Source organism: Planococcus beijingensis (assembly GCF_016820615.1).
Lineage (GTDB): Bacteria > Bacillota > Bacilli > Bacillales_A > Planococcaceae > Planococcus > Planococcus notacanthi.
Map to the genome: position 1 here is coordinate 83,567 of NZ_JADHDZ010000009.1, position 20,789 is coordinate 104,355.

22 protein-coding genes are annotated in these 20,789 nt (G+C 44.3%); 16 read left to right on the forward strand and 6 right to left on the reverse strand.

The genetic code is table 11. The annotated features are described in order from the left end of the window. Window positions 1–60: 60 nt before the first annotated feature. From IRE19_RS17050 to IRE19_RS18510, 5 genes are all read left to right on the forward strand, one after another. Entirely contained in the window at window positions 61–831 is a 771-nt protein-coding gene (locus IRE19_RS17050; protein ID WP_203341319.1) for a hypothetical protein, read from the forward strand. Window positions 832–1,347: 516 nt separating this feature from the next. Beyond that, complete coding sequence (locus IRE19_RS17055; RefSeq protein WP_349291300.1) at window positions 1,348–2,358, forward strand: SAVED domain-containing protein; 1,011 nt, start codon at window positions 1,348–1,350, stop codon at window positions 2,356–2,358. An 81-nt stretch (window positions 2,359–2,439) separates the two neighbouring features. Beyond that, window positions 2,440–3,597, forward strand: coding sequence for a nucleotidyltransferase domain-containing protein (locus IRE19_RS17060; RefSeq protein WP_203341321.1), 1,158 nt, complete (start codon window positions 2,440–2,442; stop codon window positions 3,595–3,597). Then, the gene (locus IRE19_RS17065; protein WP_203341322.1) at window positions 3,587–4,072 is read left to right on the forward strand and encodes a type II CBASS E2 protein; all 486 of its coding nucleotides are present in this window, start codon (window positions 3,587–3,589) and stop codon (window positions 4,070–4,072) included. The genes IRE19_RS17060 and IRE19_RS17065 overlap by 11 nt, the downstream gene beginning before the upstream one ends. 62 nt (window positions 4,073–4,134) lie before the next feature. Continuing rightward, window positions 4,135–4,260, forward strand: coding sequence for a hypothetical protein (locus IRE19_RS18510; protein ID WP_255548324.1), 126 nt, complete (start codon window positions 4,135–4,137; stop codon window positions 4,258–4,260). Window positions 4,261–4,372: 112 nt separating this feature from the next. Here IRE19_RS18510 and IRE19_RS17070 read toward each other — a convergent pair whose 3' ends face one another. Further along, window positions 4,373–4,981 (reverse strand): recombinase family protein, encoded by a 609-nt coding sequence (locus IRE19_RS17070; RefSeq protein ID WP_203341323.1) that lies wholly within the window; start codon window positions 4,979–4,981, stop codon window positions 4,373–4,375. 303 nt (window positions 4,982–5,284) lie between these two features. On the opposite strand from IRE19_RS17070, the gene merR reads away from it, so the two are divergent. The 11 genes from merR (at window position 5,285) to IRE19_RS17125 (ending at window position 14,988) form a co-directional block, all read left to right on the forward strand. Beyond that, window positions 5,285–5,686, forward strand: a complete 402-nt coding sequence (merR, locus tag IRE19_RS17075) for a mercury resistance transcriptional regulator MerR (protein ID WP_101803156.1) — start codon at window positions 5,285–5,287, stop codon at window positions 5,684–5,686. A gap of 3 nt (window positions 5,687–5,689) precedes the next feature. Then, window positions 5,690–7,330 (forward strand): mercury(II) reductase, encoded by a 1,641-nt coding sequence (merA, locus tag IRE19_RS17080; protein WP_203341324.1) that lies wholly within the window; start codon window positions 5,690–5,692, stop codon window positions 7,328–7,330. A gap of 292 nt (window positions 7,331–7,622) precedes the next feature. Then, window positions 7,623–8,591 (forward strand): arsenic resistance protein, encoded by a 969-nt coding sequence (locus IRE19_RS17085; protein WP_149457017.1) that lies wholly within the window; start codon window positions 7,623–7,625, stop codon window positions 8,589–8,591. Window positions 8,592–8,904: 313 nt separating this feature from the next. Next, a complete protein-coding gene (locus IRE19_RS17090) occupies window positions 8,905–9,255 on the forward strand; it encodes an ArsR/SmtB family transcription factor (RefSeq protein WP_101803159.1) in 351 nt (116 codons plus the stop codon). 13 nt (window positions 9,256–9,268) lie between these two features. Next, complete coding sequence (locus IRE19_RS17095) at window positions 9,269–10,564, forward strand: arsenic transporter (protein WP_149457018.1); 1,296 nt, start codon at window positions 9,269–9,271, stop codon at window positions 10,562–10,564. Window positions 10,565–10,597: 33 nt separating this feature from the next. Next, window positions 10,598–11,017, forward strand: coding sequence for an arsenate reductase (thioredoxin) (arsC, locus tag IRE19_RS17100; RefSeq protein ID WP_149457019.1), 420 nt, complete (start codon window positions 10,598–10,600; stop codon window positions 11,015–11,017). Between the two features lie 82 nt (window positions 11,018–11,099). Then, a complete protein-coding gene (arsD, locus tag IRE19_RS17105; RefSeq protein WP_149457020.1) occupies window positions 11,100–11,459 on the forward strand; it encodes an arsenite efflux transporter metallochaperone ArsD in 360 nt (119 codons plus the stop codon). Between the two features lie 13 nt (window positions 11,460–11,472). Next, window positions 11,473–13,245 carry an arsenical pump-driving ATPase gene (gene arsA, locus IRE19_RS17110; RefSeq protein WP_203341325.1) on the forward strand — a complete coding sequence of 591 codons (1,773 nt, stop codon included), beginning with the start codon at window positions 11,473–11,475 and terminating at the stop codon, window positions 13,243–13,245. Window positions 13,246–13,264: 19 nt separating this feature from the next. Continuing rightward, window positions 13,265–14,233, forward strand: coding sequence for a thioredoxin-disulfide reductase (gene trxB / locus IRE19_RS17115; RefSeq protein WP_203341326.1), 969 nt, complete (start codon window positions 13,265–13,267; stop codon window positions 14,231–14,233). Continuing rightward, window positions 14,230–14,658, forward strand: a complete 429-nt coding sequence (locus IRE19_RS17120; protein WP_101803165.1) for a protein-tyrosine phosphatase family protein — start codon at window positions 14,230–14,232, stop codon at window positions 14,656–14,658. The genes trxB and IRE19_RS17120 overlap by 4 nt, the downstream gene beginning before the upstream one ends. A 51-nt stretch (window positions 14,659–14,709) precedes the next feature. Further along, window positions 14,710–14,988, forward strand: coding sequence for an adhesin (locus tag IRE19_RS17125; protein WP_101803166.1), 279 nt, complete (start codon window positions 14,710–14,712; stop codon window positions 14,986–14,988). A gap of 102 nt (window positions 14,989–15,090) precedes the next feature. Here the strand turns inward: IRE19_RS17125 and IRE19_RS17130 are convergent, their stop codons facing one another. From IRE19_RS17130 to IRE19_RS17150, 5 genes are all read right to left on the reverse strand, one after another. Further along, on the reverse strand, window positions 15,091–15,369 hold the full coding sequence (locus IRE19_RS17130; protein ID WP_101803167.1) for a thioredoxin family protein: 279 nt from the start codon (window positions 15,367–15,369) through the stop codon (window positions 15,091–15,093). 2 nt (window positions 15,370–15,371) lie between these two features. Beyond that, complete coding sequence (locus IRE19_RS17135; protein ID WP_101803168.1) at window positions 15,372–15,770, reverse strand: MerR family transcriptional regulator; 399 nt, start codon at window positions 15,768–15,770, stop codon at window positions 15,372–15,374. Between the two features lie 483 nt (window positions 15,771–16,253). Further along, complete coding sequence (locus IRE19_RS17140; protein ID WP_203341327.1) at window positions 16,254–16,916, reverse strand: class I SAM-dependent methyltransferase; 663 nt, start codon at window positions 16,914–16,916, stop codon at window positions 16,254–16,256. A gap of 183 nt (window positions 16,917–17,099) precedes the next feature. Next, window positions 17,100–18,518 carry a dihydrolipoyl dehydrogenase gene (gene lpdA / locus IRE19_RS17145; protein WP_203341328.1) on the reverse strand — a complete coding sequence of 473 codons (1,419 nt, stop codon included), beginning with the start codon at window positions 18,516–18,518 and terminating at the stop codon, window positions 17,100–17,102. Window positions 18,519–18,749: 231 nt separating this feature from the next. Then, the coding region (locus IRE19_RS17150; protein ID WP_203341329.1) for a heavy metal translocating P-type ATPase at window positions 18,750–20,789 on the reverse strand (2,040 nt) is incomplete at its 5' end.

Sequence of the window (20,789 nt, forward strand, 5' to 3'; positions counted from 1 at the left end):
AGATGAATAAAAGTAGCAACATTAGATGTAAATTAATTATTTGTAACAGGGAGGACAAATATGGAAGTTAGAGACTTATATAATAAATACAGTACTTCTTCTTGGCTTAATTTTGGAGATAGTTATCTACATTATGGTAAATATGCAGAAGACAATGCCAATTTAATTTTAACTGGACATAAAATTCAAGATGTTTATTATCAAGTTTCTAACGCTAGAACTTCGCTAATATTCTTAGAAAAGCAAAATTATACTGAAATGTCTATTGAAGAATCGCAACTTACTACAGTATTTATAAAGGCGAAGTTTTTATTTGATGCAATGGCCAATTATAATTACTGTATAGATCTTTCTTGGCAAGCACTGTATTTATATCATGGAAATAAAAGCTTTGATGTTCTTCAAACTGAATACTACCAAAAAGAAATCAAAGAATTTAGATTCCATAAACTAGAGAAACGCTTAGATAAGAGTTCACCTCTTTTTAAAGCAGTAAAGGATTTTTTAAATGATCCTTTAATTTCTGAAATTCGAACCCTTTATAATCGTGTCAAACATGCTGGGTCAATTCATGTAGAAGGATTAGGTATAAATGATGACAGTTTACTTAGAAAAGAAGGGGATTATGAGCTAAGAGTTTTAAGTAGAAAAGAAGTCAATATAGAAGAAATGAAACAGAAATTAATAAATTTTGATATTCTTTTTTATCAATATTTCAATAATACAGTAATCCCACTTATGCCAAAAGATTTTAATGAAGCTGTTTCTAATATAATAGTCGGAACAACAATAAAAAATTTTTCGGAATGGGCAAAGGCGAAAGACAAATAGGAGTATAGTTCAGGAAATGTATCCTATCAAAAACGATGGTTATTGATAGATGCAAGAAGATGACAAAAGTCATCTTCTTTTTTTATTTCTATTTTATCAAAACTTATTTCACAAACTATATATCTTAAATCTATGGGGATGGTAGTTAAGAAAAACAGTGGTAAATTCAAGGGTCCAAAAATCTTCTCTACATTTTAGCTTAAAAGAAGACAGTGATTTGACTTCTATCATTGAAGGGAATAGTAAGGAACACAATATGATGTGTTATAGAAAATATGTTCGTACTACATGTTGATTAAGTTCGGTTTTCGTGATACCATATGTTTACACAATAGAAATAGATTATAAAAAATAATCCATAAAGGAGGAATTTGTATCACGACAGAAATTAAACTTACTCGCCGTATTGATCCAAAAGTAGAAAGAGAGCTTTGGGCAAGAGCCGCGGGCCGCTGCCAATTTCCAGGGTGCAATCGATTACTCTATAAATCACCAGTAACCCAAGAATCAGTAAACATTTCAGAAAAAGCCCATATTTATTCGTTTTCAAAGTCTGGACCACGAGGTTGGGGACCTTTTAAAACACGACTCTCATCTTTAAATAGCATTGAGAACTTAACTTTAATGTGTCCCGGTTGCCATAAACTGATTGATGCTGATAAAGATGGAGAAAAGTATTCTGGATCTTTGCTTCAACAGTGGAAACGCGAACAAGAGAAGCGAATTGCTATTGTAACGGGAATAGCCTCCGATAAAAAGTCTCATATTGTTTTTTATGGAAGCAACATAGGAGCACAATTTTCTCCATTAAATAAAGAGGAAGCAATTGAAGCTATATTCCCGAATCGATATCCTGCCGAAGAAAATCCAGTTGCTATTTCCATGGCTTGGGCTCAACAAGATCATTCGCCAGAATTTTGGACGGCCGAATCTGTAAACCTGAAATCCGAGTTTAAAAGCGAGGTTGAAAAAAGGATACGAAATAAAAATGGAGCTCATTTTTCATTATTTTCTTTAGCGCCGATGCCTTTGCTAATTCAGTTAGGAACATTATTTACTGATAAAGTTGATGTTGATGTCTATCAACCCATTAGAGAACCAAAGACTTGGATGTGGCAGGATTTTCCGGAAGGCTTCGAATTTTTAATTAAGAAACCAGTTACTTGTAATCATCCTCCTGTACTTGTCATTTCATTAAGCGACAAAGTTTCACATGACAGGATTCACAGTATCTTAGGGAAAGAGGTATCCATCTGGGAATTAACTGTGAAAGATGGCTTGGTAGGTAACGATATCATTCGATCAAAAGCACAGTTGGTTATGATGCGGACGGTAGTTAGACAACTAATGAGGGATATAAAAGAAAAACACGGGTTTTCTACTTCCTTAAGCATTTTTCCGGCAATGGCAGTTTCTTGTGCAGTAGAAATGGGCAGAGCTAGAATGCCTAAAGCAGAAATGCCATGGGTTATCTATGACCAAAACAACCATGAAAGAATATTTATCAAAGCTTTGACAATAGACTAAAAATAATGATTCAAAAAGCGGAATCTAAAGGGTTTGGCTTTCAGAGAAAAAATTTGCTAAGAATATTAAAGGGGGTATTTTATGCTGAAGACATATTCAAAGGACCATCAGTTAGATGAATTGCTTCAAAGTATTGGTGAAGCTCTACAAATAAGTAAAAGCCAATATGACCAATCTGAGACTTCTTATAATGCTGTAGCTAACTGGTTATCAGAAGATGAGGAACGTTTCCCAGATATTGATATCGATATCTACCCTCAAGGTTCTCTTAAAATCGGCACCACTGTGCATCCAATGTTCAATCAAGAGTTTGATTTAGATTTTGTTTGTGAATTAAATCTAGATTGGAAAAAATATGAGAACCCTATTGAAATACTTGATTTGATTGAAGAAAGGCTTCGTGAACATGAGGTTTATGCCCCTATGGTCGAACGGAAAAATAGGTGCATTCGATTGAATTACAAACGGAACTTTCACATGGATATTTTGCCTGCCTGCCCGGTCAAGGAAGATTCGAATGGGTGTGTGAAAGTTCCGGACAGAAAGTTAGCCGATTGGAAGGACAGCAATCCAAAGGGCTATGCCAATTGGTTTGAAGAGACGGCTAAGGATTATGATGTTTCTTTCAATAATCAAATTCTAATGGAAAAAAGTGCGGAAATTGAGAAGATGCCAGGGGTAGAACCGATACAAATCAAACCACCTTTGAAAAGGGCCGTTCAATTAATGAAGCGACACCGTGATATTTATTTTGAAGAAAATCCTAAAAAAGCTCCTATCAGTATTGTACTTACCACGTTAGCGGGTGAATTTTATGGCAACCAATCTTCCGTTCATGATGCAATCGAAGGTATACTGGACGGAATTTTAAATGCTGCTCAATCAGGCAAAATTACAGTTTATAATCCACAGAATAAATTGGAGGTATTAAGTGAGCGTTGGAACGAGAAACCAGAGCTGTATGATTCCTTCCTTTTCTTTATTCGTGATTTTAGAGAAAAATGGACAGAAATTAGCGATGCGAAAGAAGAAGGATATATAGAAGTAGCTTCTCTTTTGAAAGAAATGTTTGGGGAAGAACCAATAAACAAAGGAATGAACAAACAGGCTAAAGTTAATGAAGCATATAGACAAGCCGGTCAGTTAGGAATCACGGCTGCAGGTGTAATGAGCTTTACACCCGTTGTAGCAGCTGAAGAAATTACTACTGTAAAACGGAATACGTTTTATGGTGAATGATAAATTTAATCAAAAGCCGAAAAGAAAGAATGAAAAAATTAAAGAAAAAAATCTTTCTTTAGGGGAGCAATCTTATTCATTGGTTAATCGCTTTCCCCAGTTTCAAGAGTCTTTATCAGAACAGAAAGTGACGTGGATAGGCACATTACAGCCTCAGCCTCTCAGTCCCGAATATACCATTAAGATTGAATATGAAATGCAAGGACCTCCCAGTGTATGGGTGTTGAGTCCGCCATTCAAATCTTATAAAAATCAACCTATTCCACATATGTATGGCCAAGACACCCTTTGTCTTTTTTATCCCAAAGCAAAGGAGTGGAAGCGCAGTATGTGGATTTACAAGACCACGATACCGTGGATAAGCCTTTGGCTAACCTACTATGAGTTATGGGTGGTAACTGGTGAATGGTTAGGTGGGGGAATTGATCATGGAAACCCTATAGTTGAAGAAAATCCGGCATACTATAAAAGTTAAGAGACAAAAATCTGTTCATAATTTAAAAGAAATATCGTTGAGAAAATAGAGGAGGAAAATATATGCCTAAACATTCGGGGGGGAAAGTTGGCAAAGCAGGTAAAACTCTAGGAAACAAATCTTCAATTAAAAAACAAAAGAGTGAAGCAGCCAAAACTTTGAAAAATCATCAAGACAGTAAGCATTAATAATACCTACTTAATTGAATTATACCTAAGCAAAAAAGAGGATTTCAATTTACTGAAATCCTCTTTTTATTCGAGTTTCTTCTATATATAATAGCCACTTACTTAGAAAGCATTATTTTACTTCAGATTCAAAATTCCTCACCAATTTATAGAAAGTTGTTTTCTTAATTCCTAATTCTTGCATGGCCTGCACTGCTGTAAATTCTCCAGCTTTCCATTTTCTATAAACCTCTTTGAATTCCTCTGAAACAAAAACGGTTGGCCTCCCAAACTGAATGCCATTTTGCAATGCTAGGTCGATTCCTTCACGCTGCCGTTTTCGGATGCGTTCCCGTTCCTCTTCAGCCATCCAGGATAGGATCTGCAAAACCAGATCCGCAATAAAGGTCCCCATGCTATCTTTGTACTGCGTCGTATCTAATAACGGCATATCTAGCACCACAATATCCGCTTCAATATTTTTTGTCAGGTCGTTCCATTCCTGGAGGATCTCCTCTTTGTTCCGGCCGAACCGATCAAGCGAGTGGATATACAAAATATCACCTTTCCGGATAATCCGTTTCAGTAATTGATAGTTCGCCCGTTCAAAGTTTCTCCCACTTTGTTTGTCCAAATAAATGTCCCGTTCAGTGATGCCGATTTTTCGCATGGCTTCCCTTTGTCGGCCTTCATTTTGATCTTTGCTGCTGACACGTATGTAACCAAATTTGCGATGTTCCATAATTCACCTCAGTAAGCGATTCTTTCCTCTCATTATACCTGAAAAGCGTTCGTAAAAGTGTATGCAAATTAGCGAACGTTCGTAAAGTGATTTGACACGTTTACGAACGCTTTTTTCGGCCCTTTTTAGCCCTTTTCAAAGCGTTCGTAAAAGTGTACTTTTACGAACGCTTTATTTTTAATAAACGACTATTTTAAATCTCGTTTTAGTAACTTGAAATTTTATATATAGAAAGTATTGAAGTGTAGATGTTTGACCATGTACCTAAGTACATGGTTTATACTTTTTCTGAGGTGAAGAAAATTGAGCTATCGAATCAGTGAACTTGCAACTCTATGTGAAGTGAATAAGGAAACCATCCGGTACTATGAACGAAAAGAGCTATTGCAAGAACCTGTCAGGAATAATTCGGGGTATCGTATTTATTCAAAGGAAACGGTCAAACGGGTAGGATTTATCCGGCGGCTGCAGGAGTTGGGATTTTCATTGAATGAAATTTATAAATTATTGGGTGTTGTGGACAAAGACAATGTGCGCTGTGAAGATATGTTCGATTTTGTGTCCAGAAAAGAAGTGGAAGTCCGAAAGCAGATTGAGGATCTAAAGCGGGCGGAACGGATGCTGAGTGAGTTGAAAGAGCGGTGTCCAAATGAAAAAGAGTTGCATGAATGCCCGATTATTGATGTTTTGATGGAGGAGGAGTAGAACATGAACAAATACCGAGTGGATGTCCAAGGGATGACCTGCACAGGATGCGAAGAACACATTGCAGTCGCGCTTGAAGCGATTGGCGCAAAAGAGATCCAAGCCGATTTCCGAAAAGGTGAAGCTGTATTTAAACTGCCGGAAGACATGGAGGTTGAAAAGGCAAAAAAAGCAATTGCTGATGCCAAGTATCAGCCGGGAAAAGCAGAAGAAGTTCAAAAACCAAAAGCGATGCAACCGGATGAAGAAGGCGAGTATGACTACATCATCATCGGTTCCGGGGGCGCTGCCTTTTCTTCCGCCATCGAAGCTGTAAAATATGGGGCGAAAGTGGCGATGATTGAACGGGGAACGGTAGGCGGTACCTGTGTGAACATTGGCTGTGTTCCTTCCAAAACCTTATTACGGGCGGGAGAAATCAATCACTTGGCCAGGAACAACCCGTTTATCGGACTGCACACCTCTGCGAATGAAGTGGATTTGGCTCCGCTGGTCAAACAGAAAGAGGAATTGGTGACGGATCTCCGGAACAAGAAATATGTCGATTTGATTGAAGACTACGGTTTTGAGTTGATCAAAGGGGAAGCCAGGTTTATAGATGAACACACCATTGAAGTGGACGGCCTGAAGCTATCTGCCAAACGGTTTCTGATTGCGACGGGGGCGGCTCCGGCTGTGCCAGCCATTTCCGGATTGGAAGAAGTGGATTACTTGACCAGCACGACCTTGTTGGAGCTAAAGAAAGTGCCGAAACGCCTGACAGTCATCGGTTCCGGCTATATTGGTGTGGAATTGGGCCAGCTATTTCACCATCTCGGTTCAGAAGTCACACTGATGCAAAGAAGTTCGCGTTTGTTCAAGGAATATGATCCGGAAATCTCGGAAGCCCTAACGAAAGCTTTGACCGAACAAGGCATTCGGTTAGTGACCGGTGCCACGTACGAGCGAATTGAACAGGTCGGAGAGGTGAAAAAAGTTTATGTCGAGGTGGATGGTCAGAAGCGGATCATCGAATCTGATCAATTGCTGATTGCAGCCGGCCGAACGCCCAATACGGAAAACTTGAATCTGCAGGCGGCGGGTGTTGAAACAGGGGGCCTTGGAGAAATTCGGATTGATGATTATGCCAAAACCACCAATGAACGGATTTATGCAGCAGGTGATGTGACGCTCGGTCCTCAATTTGTTTATGTCGCGGCATATCAAGGAAGAGTGGCAGCAGGAAATGCGGTCGGCGGGCAGAATGAAAAACTGGATTTGGCCATTGTACCGGGGGTAACGTTTACAGCTCCGGCGATTGCCACGGTCGGCTTGACAGAGAAACAGGCAAAAGAAAACGGCTATGATGTCATCACTTCCGTCCTGCCGTTGGAGGCTGTTCCGCGAGCGCAAGTGAACCGGGAAACAACCGGAGTATTCAAGTTGGTGGCGGATGCGACAACACGCCAGCTGCTGGGCGGGCATATCGTAGCGGAAAATGCTGGGGATGTCATCTATGCGGTGACACTTGCTGTGAAATTCGGTTTGACCATCGAAAATCTTAGCGAAACCCTCGCGCCGTATCTAACCATGGCCGAAGGTGTGAAACTGGCTGCGCTAACGTTCGACAACGATGTTTCTCAGTTGTCATGTTGTGCCGGATAAAAATGCCCATTGTTGAAGATTCAAGCTGTTGATTGGGAGCCCATTTGAACAATTAGGAAGCAGAAGAATAGATCAATCACATTGCGACAGCCGTTCGATTATTTGACTGGATTGGAGCAAGTACTTGCTTAATTAGAATCTCTATCATGTTATGGGAACCAATAGGCTCATCGAAGCTTATCTTCTCTCTTTTTTGTGTGCAAAAGTGCTGGCTGAAAATTTTTGACTTAGTTAATCTAAATAGGGAGTCGCTCATATATTTAGTTTTTTCTTTCCATAAAGGAGTGCCATCATGAACGTATTTGAAAAGTTTCAAACTGTTATCATTTTATCGGCAGTAGGTATCGGACTTTTACTGGGACAGTTTGTTTTTTTTGAAACTTACGCAGAGTCTTTTATCGTTCCATTTTTACTGCTGATGCTCTATGGATTATTTCTAACCATTCCCTTGCAGCACCTAAAAGATGCCTTTAAAAACAGGAAATTTCTAAGTGCCAATACCATTATCAATTTTGTCTGGACGCCTTTAGTAGCGTGGGGGCTGGGAGCTATCTTCCTTGCTGATCATCCAGCCCTATGGATTGGTTTTATCATGCTGATGGTGACTCCATGTACAGATTGGTACTTGATGTTCACTTCCATTGCCAAAGGAAATGTCCCCTTATCCACTTCCGTTTTGCCGATTAACTTGATTCTGCAGGTCGTGCTTTTGCCGGTTTACCTGTTCATTTTCGCCGGCACGATTGAATCCATTCCGTTATCGACCATTGGAGAAAGCATTCTACTGGTACTGGTGATTCCTTTCGCTCTTGCCCATTTGACCCGTTATGCCTTGAGTAAGAAAGAAGTCTTCTTAAATAAGAAGTTGGTTCCCTTTTTTGCTACTGCACAAATCATCTTTTTATCCCTAGCAATTATGGCCATGTTTGCTTCACAAGGAAATTATTTAATCAATAATCTTGAGGTCATTTCTGTATTAATCATACCGGTGTTACTTTTCTTCGTTATTAATTTCGTGCTTGCACAAACAGTAGGGAAAGCCATGAAGTTTTCGTACGAAGATACAGTGAGCCTAAGTCTTACCATCATTGCACGCAATTCGCCCGTTTCGTTAGCGATTGCGGTCATCGCTTTTCCAGATCAACCCTTGATTGCGTTAGCGTTAGTGATTGGTCCGCTTATTGAATTGCCCGTGTTAGCAATCGCTTCTCAAGTATTGCTCTCATTAAGAAAAACCAGTCCACCGAAAAATCTCAATTAGTAATTTGCCGGAAGCAGATAGTGATTAGAAAATAATTATTTTAAGTTTATATATCATGATGTTACCGGAAGTATTAACTGAACACACAGTACTTATTATAGAAGGAAAATAAATGGGAAGACGGATTGCCTGGCAATCTGTCCTTCTTTTTTTATTTTATATATACTTTGTGCGGCGAATTTTATAAAAAAATAAGAAAAAGCACTTGAACATATAAGTATATGCTGATATGCTGTTATTGGTTTTAGAAATAATATAATAAATGAATCAAAGAGATGACATATTGTCAGTAAAGTGAAGAGGTGAAAAACAGATGGAAGTAAAAGCGAAGGAAATTGAAATCGAAAAAGCCAGCATGGTCTTAAAGCTCTTAGGGGATAAAACCAGGCTTTCAATGATGAAACTGTTGGAACAGAACGAATGCTGCGTATGTGAATTTGTGGAGATCTTCGGCATCAGCCAGTCAGCCATTAGCCAGCATCTAAGGAAACTCCGGGATGTCGGGTTGGTGAAGGAAAATCGGAAAGGCCAGTGGATTTTCTACTCGCTGAATAAAGAAAGCGACATGTATGAAATGGTTCTTAACATCATGGAATTCATTCCTAGTCAGGATGAGAGAATTCGTGAATTGGAAAAACAAGGACTAAGAATCAGTTGTGAATAGTGGAGGGAAGTAAATGGTACAAGGAATTTTAGCATCCGTGATCTTCCTCCTCACACTGGTACTCGTCATCTGGCAGCCACGGAATCTTTCGATTGGGTGGTCAGCTATTGGGGGGGCAGTACTTGCTTTGCTGGTTGGAGTCGTTGATTTTCAAGATGTACAAGATGTATTTGGAATTGTGTGGAATGCCACACTTGCTTTTATCGCCATCATCATCATTTCGTTGATTTTGGATGAAATCGGCCTCTTCGAATGGTCAGCGCTTCACATGGCGCAAATTGCAAAAGGGAACGGCGTGCGCATGTTTGTCTTCGTCAGCATCCTTGGTGCTTTTGTGGCGGCCTTGTTTGCGAACGACGGGGCAGCCCTGATTTTGACGCCGATCGTTCTGGCGATGGTCCGAAACTTGAATTTCTCGGAAAAAATGATTTTTCCGTTTATCATGGCCAGTGGATTCATTGCCGATACGACATCCTTGCCGTTGGTCGTCAGTAACCTGGTGAACATTGTCTCGGCTGACTTTTTCGGCATCGGGTTTGTGGAATACGCGTCCCGTATGATCGTGCCGAACCTATTCGCCTTAGTGTCCAGTATCTTGGTGCTGTATTTGTTCTTCCGTAAGGATATTCCGAAAAATTACGATGTCACAAACTTGAAAAAACCGAATGAGGCCATCAAAGACCATAAGATGTTCCGTCTGTCCTGGTTTGTTCTGGTGATCCTGCTTGTCGGGTATTTCTCCAGCGAATTCATCGGCGTTCCGGTTTCGATTGTGGCGGGCATCATCGCCATCTTCTTTTTACTGATGGCGCAGAAAAGTCCGGCGGTCCGGACACGGATCATTTTACGCGGCGCGCCGTGGAACATCGTCTTCTTCTCACTCGGCATGTACGTTGTGGTTTACGGGCTCCGCAATGTCGGCTTGACGAGTGTGCTTGCGGACGTCATCCAAGTGGCAGCAGAGCAAGGCTTGTTCGTCGCCACGATTTCGATGGGCTTTATCGCTGCCATCCTGTCATCGGTGATGAACAATATGCCAACCGTAATGATCAACGCGCTCGCCATTTCCGAAACGCAAACGTCCGGAACCATTCGCGAAGCACTCATTTATGCGAACATCATCGGATCGGATCTGGGACCAAAAATCACGCCGATCGGTTCCCTGGCCACGTTGCTGTGGCTCCATGTGTTGTCGCTCAAAGGCGTAAAAATCTCCTGGGGAACGTATTTCAAGGTCGGGATTATCCTGACGGTTCCGGTGCTTCTGTCAACACTCATCGGGCTGTATCTATGGTTATTGATTCTCTAGAAAAAATATAGAATTCAAAAAGGAGTTTTTATCATGACGAAAAAAACATTGTATTTCCTCTGCACAGGTAACTCTTGCCGTAGCCAAATGGCGGAAGGCTGGGGGAAAGAAATTCTTGGAGACGAGTGGCAAGTATTGAGCGCTGGGATTGAAGCGCATGGCTTGAACCCGAACGCGGTGAAGGCGATGAACGAAGTGGACATCGACATCTCCAATCAAACATCGGATATCATCGACACGGACATCCTGAACAATGCGGACTTTGTCGTCACGCTTTGTGGCGATGCTGCAGACAAGTGTCCAATGACGCCTCCTCATGTAAAGCGCGATCACTGGGGCTTTGTGGATCCGGCAAAAGCAGAAGGAACAGAAGAAGAAAAATGGGCCGTGTTCCAAAGCGTCCGTGATGAAATGGGCGAACGCATCCGACAATTCGCCGAAACAGGGAAGTAAAAAAAGAGCCGTGACCTTGTGTCCGGCTTTCTTTCTCAATAGAACATTAGCATATTCTACTATCGTAATGGAGGAATCTGTCATGAAAAAAATTGAAATCTTTGACCCGGCCATGTGCTGTTCGACAGGCGTCTGCGGTCCCGTTGTAGACCCAGATTTAACGCGCATCGCTTCTGCGGTTTATTCGCTCGAGAAAAAGGGCTTTGAAATTACCCGTTACAATTTGACGAACGATCCAAGTGCATTTGTAGAGAATCAGGTCGTCAACCAAGTGTTGGTTGAGAAAGGGCCGGAATCACTTCCGCTAGTGCTGGTAGACGGGGAAGTCGTCAAAGTGGCGGAGTATCCGACAAACGAAGAGCTGGCTGAATGGTCCGGAACCGCACCAGCCGAATTGCAGGAAAATCCACGGGTTCGCGTGTCCGTTAATTTTGGCAACTAAAGGAGAGAAGCACATGTATTCACTGTTCAATCCAAAAAAGATGCCCTTGACGCCGTTCTTGTTCTTTACCGGAAAAGGCGGTGTCGGCAAAACGTCGACAGCTTGCGCCACGGCCGTGGCACTTGCCGATCAAGGGAAGAAGGTGCTGTTGGTCAGCACGGACCCCGCATCCAATCTCCAAGACGTGTTGGAAGTCGCATTGACGAATGAACCGATGGCCATTCCAAGCGTTTCAAATCTATTTGCGTGCAACATCGATCCGGAAGAATCTGCCCGGGCTTACAAGGAAAACGTCGTTGGCCCTTACCGTGGAAAACTGCCGGATGCGGTGTTGGCAACCATGGAAGAGCAGTTGTCCGGCGCTTGCACCGTAGAAATTGCGGCTTTTGACGAATTCTCCCACCTGTTGGCGGACGAAACCATCTTGACGCAATACGATCATGTCTTGTTTGATACCGCACCGACAGGCCATACACTGCGGCTGTTGCAGCTGCCGACGGCATGGAGTGGGTTCCTGAATGAAAGCACACATGGGGCTTCTTGCTTGGGGCCGCTGGCCGGGTTAGAAGGAAAGAAAGAGATGTATGCCAAAGCGGTTGCCTCCCTCTCCGACCGGGAAAAGACGACGCTGTTATTGATTGCGCGTCCGGACAACTCGTCGTTGTTTGAAGCGGACCGGGCTTCTGCGGAACTGAAAGAGATTGGCATCCGGAACCAGTTGCTGATTGTGAACGGACTGCTGCAGACGCACCAGCCGGAAGATGCCGTATCGACCGCATTCTATAGCCGACAGCGCTTAGCTTTACAGGAAACACCGGAAGCGTTAAAGCAAGTGATGACCTTCTCGCTGCCATTCGTATCGTATTCGTTGACGGGTATAGAAAATCTTCGGCACCTATTCAGTTCGTATGCCATCACAACAGTTGAACTGGAAGAGACAGACGAAGAAGCGTTAGCTCTTCCGGGGTTGAACCAAGTGATTGAGGATTTCGCAGAAAAAAATACCCGTGTTATTTTCACAATGGGCAAAGGCGGCGTAGGCAAAACGTCGATTGCGTCAGCCATTGCAGTCGGATTGTCTGAAAGAGGACACCGCGTCCATTTGACCACGACAGACCCAGCTGCCCATTTGGACTATACGTTTGCAGGCAGTGAAACACGCGACAACCTGTCCATTAGCAGCATCAACCCGGAAATCGAAGTCGCACGCTACAAACAGACGGTTCTTGCCAATGCCGGAACCGGACTGAGCGAAGAAGAATTGGCTTATCTGCAAGAAGATCTGGAGTCGCCTTGTACGGAAGAAATCGCGTTATTCCAGGCATTTGCGGCGGTCGTCGAGAAATCGGAGAACGAAATTGTTGTGATTGATACGGCCCCGACCGGCCATACATTGTTGTTGCTGGATTCGACGGAAGCTTACCACAAAGAGATGAGCCGTTCGACCGGGGACGTGCCGGAAAACGTGAAGAAGCTGTTGCCGCGTTTGCGCAATCCGCAAGAAACCGGCGTCGTTATCGTGACGCTGGCGGAAGCGACGCCCGTACTCGAAGCGGCACGGCTGCAAGAGGACTTGAAGCGCGCCCAGATCGAGCCCAAATGGTGGGTCATCAACCAAAGCTTGTACGCCACGGAAACGACAGACCCGATTTTACGCGGCCGGGCACGTTCCGAGAAGAAATGGATCAAAAAAGTGGACGAAGAACTGGCGCCAAAATGCGCTGTGATCCCCTGGCTGCAGGAAGAAAAAGTCGGCTACACCCAGTTGAAAGAATTCATCCTATAACCCGTTGGAGGGAATCAATATGCATAAAGTAGTCATTCTAGGAACAGGACCTGCCGGATTGACGGCAGCGATTTATTTAGCAAGAGCCAACATGAATCCTCTTATTATTGAAGGCGATCAGCCGGGCGGACAATTGACGCTGACAACCGAAGTTGAGAACTTCCCCGGCTTTGTCGATGGGGTCATGGGCCCGGAATTGATGGACAACATGCGCAAACAAGCGGAACGTTTCGGTGCCGTATTCAAAAGCGGTTGGGTGACGGCAGTGGATGCCTCCCAGCAGCCGTTTAAATTACAGGTCAGCGGCTTAGGTGAAGTGGTGACGGAAGCGCTGATTCTATCAACCGGTGCTTCGGCTAAACTCCTGCAGATCCCGGGGGAGACCGAGAACATTGGTTCAGGCGTCAGCACCTGCGCGACCTGTGACGGTTTTTTCTATCGCGGGAAAAAGATCATCGTCGTAGGCGGAGGCGATTCGGCCATGGAAGAAGCGAGCTTCTTGACGAAGTTTGCAGATGAAGTGGTCATCGTCCATCGCCGCAATGAATTGCGGGCGTCCAAAATCATGCAGGACCGTGCCAGACAGAACAAAAAGATTTCGTGGAAATTAAACAACACACCGGTTGAAGTCATCAGCAACGGAACGAAAGTGACCGGGTTGAAAGTATTGAACGGCGAGACAGAGGCCGAAGAGGTTATTGAAACGGACGGCATCTTTGTCGCCATCGGCCACACGCCGAACACGGCTTTCCTGAACGGGCAAATTAACACCGATGAAACAGGCTATATTCAGATCGTGCCAGGCACAACGGAAACAAACATTCCAGGCATCTTTGCCTGCGGCGATGTTCAGGACAAACGGTATCGCCAAGCGATTACCGCAGCCGGATCCGGGTGCATGGCGGCAATGGACACCGAACGTCACCTCGAAGGCCAGGAAATCATCGACTGGAGCCAAACGTTATCAGAAAAGGCGGAAGCACAATGAGCAAAAATTATCAGGAACTGGTAAAGGACCGCATTTTCATTGGCGGCGCAGCGGATGCCAAGGATGCAGTCAACACGGAACAGGTTGACCTTGTGGTGGATTTGCGGGCAGAAGTGACCGAAGGCGAGTACGAATACCTCCGGGTCCACAGCCCGATCGTGGATGATTCCGACGACCAGCAGGATGAATCGGTCAAGAAAGCGATCGATCAAGTGGTGGACGCCTATAACGACGGCAAGAAAATCTATTTCCACTGTGCAGGCGGCAGCAACCGGACCGGCACGGTGGCCATCGGTACGCTATTATCCATCGGCAAAGCCAATAGTATCGAAGAAGCGGAAGCGCAGGCGAAATCCGTTCGCGAGAAAATCAATGTGAAACCGCCTTTGAAGGAATCCCTTCAGCGGATTTTCCCAGAAGCCTAATGAATGATAGAATTAAAACCGAAAATGAATCCAAAAGGAGAGGTACAACCTATGATGATCACAAATGAAGCCAAACAATACATCCAATCGATTCTGGAAGAGCAGAAAGCCGAAGGCATGCGGATTCACGCAGTAGCTGGGTGCTGCGGACCGCAAATCGGCCTGTCGCTGGATGCACCAGAAGCAACAGATGAAGTACTGGACATCAACGGCATCCGGATGGCAATTGCTGTTGAAGCAAAAGATGCATCAGACAGCTTAACATTAGATTTTGAAAAACAAGGGGAACAATCGGGTCTGGTCATGGTCGGTGCACCGGCTGGTTGTTAAGTAGAAAAATCTGTATTTTTTAATATTTACTTAGCTAAAAAGCATCCAATCTACAATACTGTAGATTGGATGCTTTTTTAAAAATTGACGCTTGATTTAAATTTACGAATCGGATTTTCCAACTCCGGCCTTCTTCAAGGAATCCATATCAATTCCTGTGTCCTTGCAGCAGTCTACTAATTCGCCATTAACTGCAACGGCCGGCACCGTTTGAACACCGTAAGCTTTTGCTTTCTCCCGGCATTCATTCGTTTCACAGCCTTTATTCAAATCGTAAACAGTAACTTCACAATTATCGCAAGCCAGGTCGTTGACTTGCTGTACCGTGTCATCACATAAATAACACCCTGCTGTAAATATTTCAACTCGTCTTTTAGCCATTCTTAATTCACTCCTTCAAGTTTTTGAATGATGGGACATTCGTCTTTAGCGACCTTCGAACGAGGGCACTTTCCTGCCAGGTCTTCCAATAAATTTTTCATACTTTTTAACTCTTGAATCTTAACTTCTACTTCTTCTGCTTTGTTCATCATAAAATGATGCATTTCTTCTGCATGAAATTCATGTTCTCTCGAGACTGATAAAAGTTTTTTGATTTCTTCGAGGCTAAATCCTAAGCCTTGTGCTCTCTTGATAAACCGGATGTCTTCAATGACTTCAGCGAAGAAAATTCTGTAACCGGAATCGGTTCGGGGAGATTCCGAAATTAACCCGTATTTCTCATAATAGCGAATGGTTTCGATATTCACGTTGGCCGCCTTGGCTACTTCACCAATTTTCATTTCTTCTCTCCCTCCCTTTGAATACAGTATAAACCCTAAACCTAACTACAGGGTCAAGCGGTTTGAAATCCTTTCACTTGGTTAATTAAAGGTTATTAAAATTGAAGTTATTTTATAGAAAAGAAGAAGAGACATACTCAATTAATTCATTTTCTCATTCTTCTGGAAACAAGAATTTTAAATGGTTTCTGAAAAAGTAAATCACGTTTAACTTGTGAATTCTATCGAATTCACAAGAGAAGATTCAGGTATAGTCGGTTTACATATCAGTAGTTATCAGAAGTTGCTGAATACAAAGGAGGAGAAGAGGTTGCTACAAGCACATCTTCTCTCCCTATTAATTTGTTAAAGTACTTTTACTAACGCTTTTCTAATACCCTTTTTAAGTTTTGTTCCTTATGACTACAAAGTGAATTGAATGAAAATAGATATATAGAAAATGCAAGTACGTAAGGTGAAAGAAAGTAGCTGAGTATCAAAATTTTATGCCTTAAAAGCTCTGTATGCCCGTAACGTGCCGACCACGGTTGGAAATTGCCCCGTCTCTTCAATTGCAGCAAATCCGGTTTCTTTCAAGAGATTCGGAATAATGCCTTTGACATGAGGGGAAGTGGTCTCGAACCCGTCTAACAACTGGACGGGTAAGAATGCAACACGCATCAAACCGTTTTGCGGCTTCTCAAAATCAATAATATGGAATTGGCCGCCCGGTTTGAGTGTCCGGCGAACTTCCTCAAAAGTTTCCTTCTTCTTCTCTAGCGTCAGATGATGAATAAATAAACTGGTAAAGACATGATGAAACAGATTATTAGAAAAGGGAAGCCGGTCAGAAAATCCTTCCTTGAAGCTAATTCCATTAGTTTGATTTCTGTTGATTTTTTCTTTCGCAATTGCTACTATTTTCGGGTCCGCATCGACTCCAATCACTTGAACGTGAGAATGTGATTGCCGTATTAAGAGCGCCAAGGTTCCTGTGCCGCAAGCTAGATCCATCACCACTTCCTCAGGTTGAAGGGCTGCTTGATTGACCAAATGCATTTTAAGCTTTTTTTCCTGCATCCCCCATTGAATTAACGGATCGTAGAACCGGGTCATCCAGCGGTATTTGAGTGCCGGTATATACGCATTGTTCTTATCTATCTTCATGAAGTTCGCATCCTTTCAATTAAGTGGATTTTTTGTTCCGAATAATTCCGTTTTGAAAAAAGAGAGAACTCGCTAATCTATTCGATTTATCATCACTTCAGAATGTCATAGATACTCGTATAAAAACAAACCGGCCTGCGCTTATGAATGTGCAGACCGGCCTCGATGTGTTTTCGCTATAAGTTATTTTCTGTTTAGCATATGAATTGGGTGTCCCATGATTCCTTCCGCAGCTTCCATCAGTGGCTCCGGTAACGTAGGGTGGGCGTGAATCGTTAGGCTGAGGTCTTCGGCAGTCGCTCCGGTCTCAATGGCAAAGACCGCTTCGGCAATAAGGGACGATACTTCCGGTCCAACCATCTGGACGCCCAACACTCTTTTGGTCTCTTTTTCAGCCACAATCTGTACAAAACCATCGGCATCGGAAATGGATAAAGCGCGACCGTTCGCTTGGAACGGAAAGCGACTGGAAACCGTCTCATAGCCCTGTTCTTTTGCCGCTTTTTCGGTTAATCCGGTATACGCAACTTCCGGATCGCTGAAGATAACAAACGGCATCGCTTGAAAATCAATGACGCTTTTTTGGCCGCTTGCCACCTCTGCCGCAATTTTGCCTTCATAACTCGCTTTGTGGGCCAGAAGGTCACCGCCTGCACAATCACCGATCGCGTACACATGGTCAACCGTGGTTCGACATTGGTTATTTATCTTGATAAACCCGCGTTGATCAAGTCCCACACCAATATTTTCTAAGCCGATGTTTCCTGTGTTCGGTTTTCTCCCGATGGAAACCAAGCAGTAATCGCCATTAATGACCTCGTCTTTGCCATCCACTTGAACCCGGACATTGACTTCTTCACCTGTATTTTCACCGCCTTGGACCATGGCATTGGTGATGACGGTGATGCCCATATCTTTTAAGTGACGTTTAACCACATTTGTCAGTGCTGAGTCCGTTCCCGGAAGAATGGTATCCGTTCCTTCCAGGATGGTCACTTTCGCCCCGAATTTGGCATAGGCTGTTCCGAGTTCCAATCCGATATACCCGCCGCCGACCACCACGAGATGTTTCGGCACTTCCTGGAGCGTCAAAGCTTCTGTTGATGAGAGAATCCGTTCTTGATCGAACGGCAGGCTTTTCAGTTCGGTCGGCAGGGAACCGATTGCCAGAATCAGATCTTTGTACGTATAAAGCTGTTCTCCGTCTACGGTTTTGATTTTTACCTGATGGGATTCTGTCAAATAAGCTACCCCGCTAATGACTTCCACGCCATTGCCTTTCAGCAAGGTCTGGACTCCACTCGTCAATTTGTTCACGATGCCATCCTTCCATTTCACAACTTCCGGCATGTCCACGACCACTTCGCCCGAAACCTTGATGCCCATGGAGCCGGCATGTTGGATGTGTTTTACTCGTTCAGAAGCACTGATCAGCGCCTTGGAAGGGATACACCCCCGGTTCAGGCAAACGCCGCCTAATTCGGCCTTATCCACTAACACCACTTTTTTCCCTAGCTGTGCAGCACGAATGGCCGCCACATAGCCGCCCGATCCGGCTCCAATCACCAATAGATCAATATCCTTTTTTGCTTCTTCAGTCATTTCTGTTTCCTCCTTCAGCATTTGGTTATTGAATAAAACGATGATTCTACTTCTTTTTATTACACAAGAGGAGAGCCTGCAGTAACAACATGCTGCTTCGTGACAGGTAAGCCTCTTCTAAAACTCCATACCCTTTATCTCGAGAATTAAATAAAATTATGCTTTAGACTGGTTGAGCAATAGTATGTATTTCAGAAAAGAGCTTTCCATTAGGCTGGAAAGCTCTTTTCGTTACTCTTTTACGCGCATCAGCCGTAAGCTGTTTAGCGCAACCAGAAGGGTAGCGCCCATATCGGACATGATGGCGATCCAAAGGGTCAGCCAGCCCGGAATGACCAACAGCAGCGCAATCAATTTGATGCCGAGGGCAAACGCGATGTTCGCTTTGATGATGTTCAAGGATTTCCGGCTTAACTTCACCGTGAAGGGCAGTTTGCTCAAATCATCGCCCATCAAGACCACATCAGCGGTCTCCATAGCGGTATCGGTTCCGGCACCACCCATGGCAATTCCGACAGTAGAAGCAGCGAGTGCCGGAGCATCGTTCACGCCGTCTCCAATCATCGCGACGTTGCCGTATTCAGCTCGTAAACGTTTGATGAAATTCAGTTTATCCTCCGGCATCAGTTCGGCCTGGATTTCGGTGACGCCGATCTGCTGGCCAATGGCCTGACCGGTCCCTTTGTTGTCACCGGTCAGCATGATCGTCTTCTTGATGCCCATTTCATGCAATTTAGCGATGACTTCCTTGCTGGATTCACGGACTTCATCTGCCACGGCAATGACCGCCAGGATATTCTGTTCCGTTCCGATGATCATCGCCGTCTTGCCCTGATTTTGAAGAGCTGTGACGTTTTGTTCCAAGTTCTTATCGGCACTTGCGGCGCCCAGCTCATTGAAGAGAATCGGGCTGCCGATGTAGTACGTGATCCCTTCTACGGTCCCTTTAATCCCTTTGCCGGTAATGGATGAGAAGTCCTCGACCAAGACCGAAGAATAAGAAATGTTTTCTGCGTCCGCTTTTTTCATAATGGCCGAAGCAAGAGGGTGCTGTGAGCGATACTCCAGCGCTGTGACGATGGAAAGCAGTTCTTTTTCATTGAGATCCTTGTTCAATACCTCAAAGTCCGTGACGACGGGAACCCCTTTGGTCAGGGTGCCGGTCTTGTCAAACGCAATCGCTTTGATGGCGCCCATTTCTTCCAGGTACACGCCGCCTTTTACCAGAACGCCTTTTTTCGCTGCGTTGCCAATCGCGGATACAATCGAAATTGGAGTCGAAATGACCAATGCACACGGACAACCTACGACTAGCACAGCCAGCCCTTGGTAGACCCAGGTTTCCCAGCTGGCGTCAAACAAGAGGGGAGGGACAATGGCCACGAGTGCGGCAACGGCCATGATGATCGGTGTATAATATTTGGCGAATTTATCGACAAACGCCTGTGAAGGAGCGCGTTCGCCTTGCGCTTCCTCGACCAGGTGAATGATTTTCGCAATGGTCGTGTCTTCGACCAGTTTGGTGATTTTAACTTCCAGCAGACCTTCTTCATTCAGCGTGCCGGCGAAGACTTCATCATCCACCGTTTTGGCGACGGGCACGGATTCACCGGTAATCGTTGCCTGATTGACTGCCGAGTAGCCGTTGACCACCATACCGTCCATCGCAATCTTTTGCCCGGGTTTGACGATCATGATATCCCCGACGGCAATGTCGTCCACCGAAATCAACTGTTCTTGTCCATTTCGACGAACCAGTGCCTCTTTCGGGGCAATGTCCATCAACGAACGGATGGATTGTCGGGCCCGGTCCATGGAATAGCGTTCCAATGCTTCACTGATGGCGAAGAGAATCACCACGATGGACGCTTCCGCCCATTCGCCGATAAAAGCGGCCCCGATGACAGCAACCGTCATGAGTGTCTTCATATCGAAATCCAGGCGTATCAAGTTCTGGAAGCCGACTTTAAAGAGCGAGTATCCGCCAATGACGATGGCTGCCACGAACAGGAGGGATGTCATCAGGTTTTCTTCCCCGTTGACGAACTGGGAAATGTACCCGAAGACGATCAACAGGGTGGAGTAGAGCAAGACGTTGTACTTTTGGTAGAACGGCACTTTCTTCTCCTTTGCAGTCGTCGTTTTATCGGTTTCCGTTTTCGGACCGGCTGGCCGGCCTGTGATTTCAGGAGCGACCTTCAAATTTTCAAAGGCACCGGCTTTCTCCAATTCTTCAACCGAGGCCGTCCCGTAAACGGAAATTTTCGAAGC

What these genes read in the sequence shown, in the direction of transcription:
- IRE19_RS17140 (WP_203341327.1), bottom strand. Translation starts at nt 16,916, where the DNA reads ATGAAGATAGATAAGAACAATGCGTATATACCGGCACTCAAATACCGC.
- IRE19_RS18510 (WP_255548324.1), top strand. Translation starts at nt 4,135, where the DNA reads ATGCCTAAACATTCGGGGGGGAAAGTTGGCAAAGCAGGTAAAACTCTA.
- IRE19_RS17085 (WP_149457017.1), top strand. Translation starts at nt 7,623, where the DNA reads ATGAACGTATTTGAAAAGTTTCAAACTGTTATCATTTTATCGGCAGTA.
- merA (WP_203341324.1), top strand. Translation starts at nt 5,690, where the DNA reads ATGAACAAATACCGAGTGGATGTCCAAGGGATGACCTGCACAGGATGC.
- IRE19_RS17065 (WP_203341322.1), top strand. Translation starts at nt 3,587, where the DNA reads ATGGTGAATGATAAATTTAATCAAAAGCCGAAAAGAAAGAATGAAAAA.
- IRE19_RS17050 (WP_203341319.1), top strand. Translation starts at nt 61, where the DNA reads ATGGAAGTTAGAGACTTATATAATAAATACAGTACTTCTTCTTGGCTT.
- trxB (WP_203341326.1), top strand. Translation starts at nt 13,265, where the DNA reads ATGCATAAAGTAGTCATTCTAGGAACAGGACCTGCCGGATTGACGGCA.
- IRE19_RS17060 (WP_203341321.1), top strand. Translation starts at nt 2,440, where the DNA reads ATGCTGAAGACATATTCAAAGGACCATCAGTTAGATGAATTGCTTCAA.
- IRE19_RS17135 (WP_101803168.1), bottom strand. Translation starts at nt 15,770, where the DNA reads ATGAAAATTGGTGAAGTAGCCAAGGCGGCCAACGTGAATATCGAAACC.
- arsA (WP_203341325.1), top strand. Translation starts at nt 11,473, where the DNA reads ATGTATTCACTGTTCAATCCAAAAAAGATGCCCTTGACGCCGTTCTTG.
- IRE19_RS17070 (WP_203341323.1), bottom strand. Translation starts at nt 4,981, where the DNA reads ATGGAACATCGCAAATTTGGTTACATACGTGTCAGCAGCAAAGATCAA.
- IRE19_RS17130 (WP_101803167.1), bottom strand. Translation starts at nt 15,369, where the DNA reads ATGGCTAAAAGACGAGTTGAAATATTTACAGCAGGGTGTTATTTATGT.
- IRE19_RS17125 (WP_101803166.1), top strand. Translation starts at nt 14,710, where the DNA reads ATGATGATCACAAATGAAGCCAAACAATACATCCAATCGATTCTGGAA.
- arsC (WP_149457019.1), top strand. Translation starts at nt 10,598, where the DNA reads ATGACGAAAAAAACATTGTATTTCCTCTGCACAGGTAACTCTTGCCGT.
- lpdA (WP_203341328.1), bottom strand. Translation starts at nt 18,518, where the DNA reads ATGACTGAAGAAGCAAAAAAGGATATTGATCTATTGGTGATTGGAGCC.
- arsD (WP_149457020.1), top strand. Translation starts at nt 11,100, where the DNA reads ATGAAAAAAATTGAAATCTTTGACCCGGCCATGTGCTGTTCGACAGGC.
- IRE19_RS17090 (WP_101803159.1), top strand. Translation starts at nt 8,905, where the DNA reads ATGGAAGTAAAAGCGAAGGAAATTGAAATCGAAAAAGCCAGCATGGTC.
- IRE19_RS17120 (WP_101803165.1), top strand. Translation starts at nt 14,230, where the DNA reads ATGAGCAAAAATTATCAGGAACTGGTAAAGGACCGCATTTTCATTGGC.
- IRE19_RS17095 (WP_149457018.1), top strand. Translation starts at nt 9,269, where the DNA reads ATGGTACAAGGAATTTTAGCATCCGTGATCTTCCTCCTCACACTGGTA.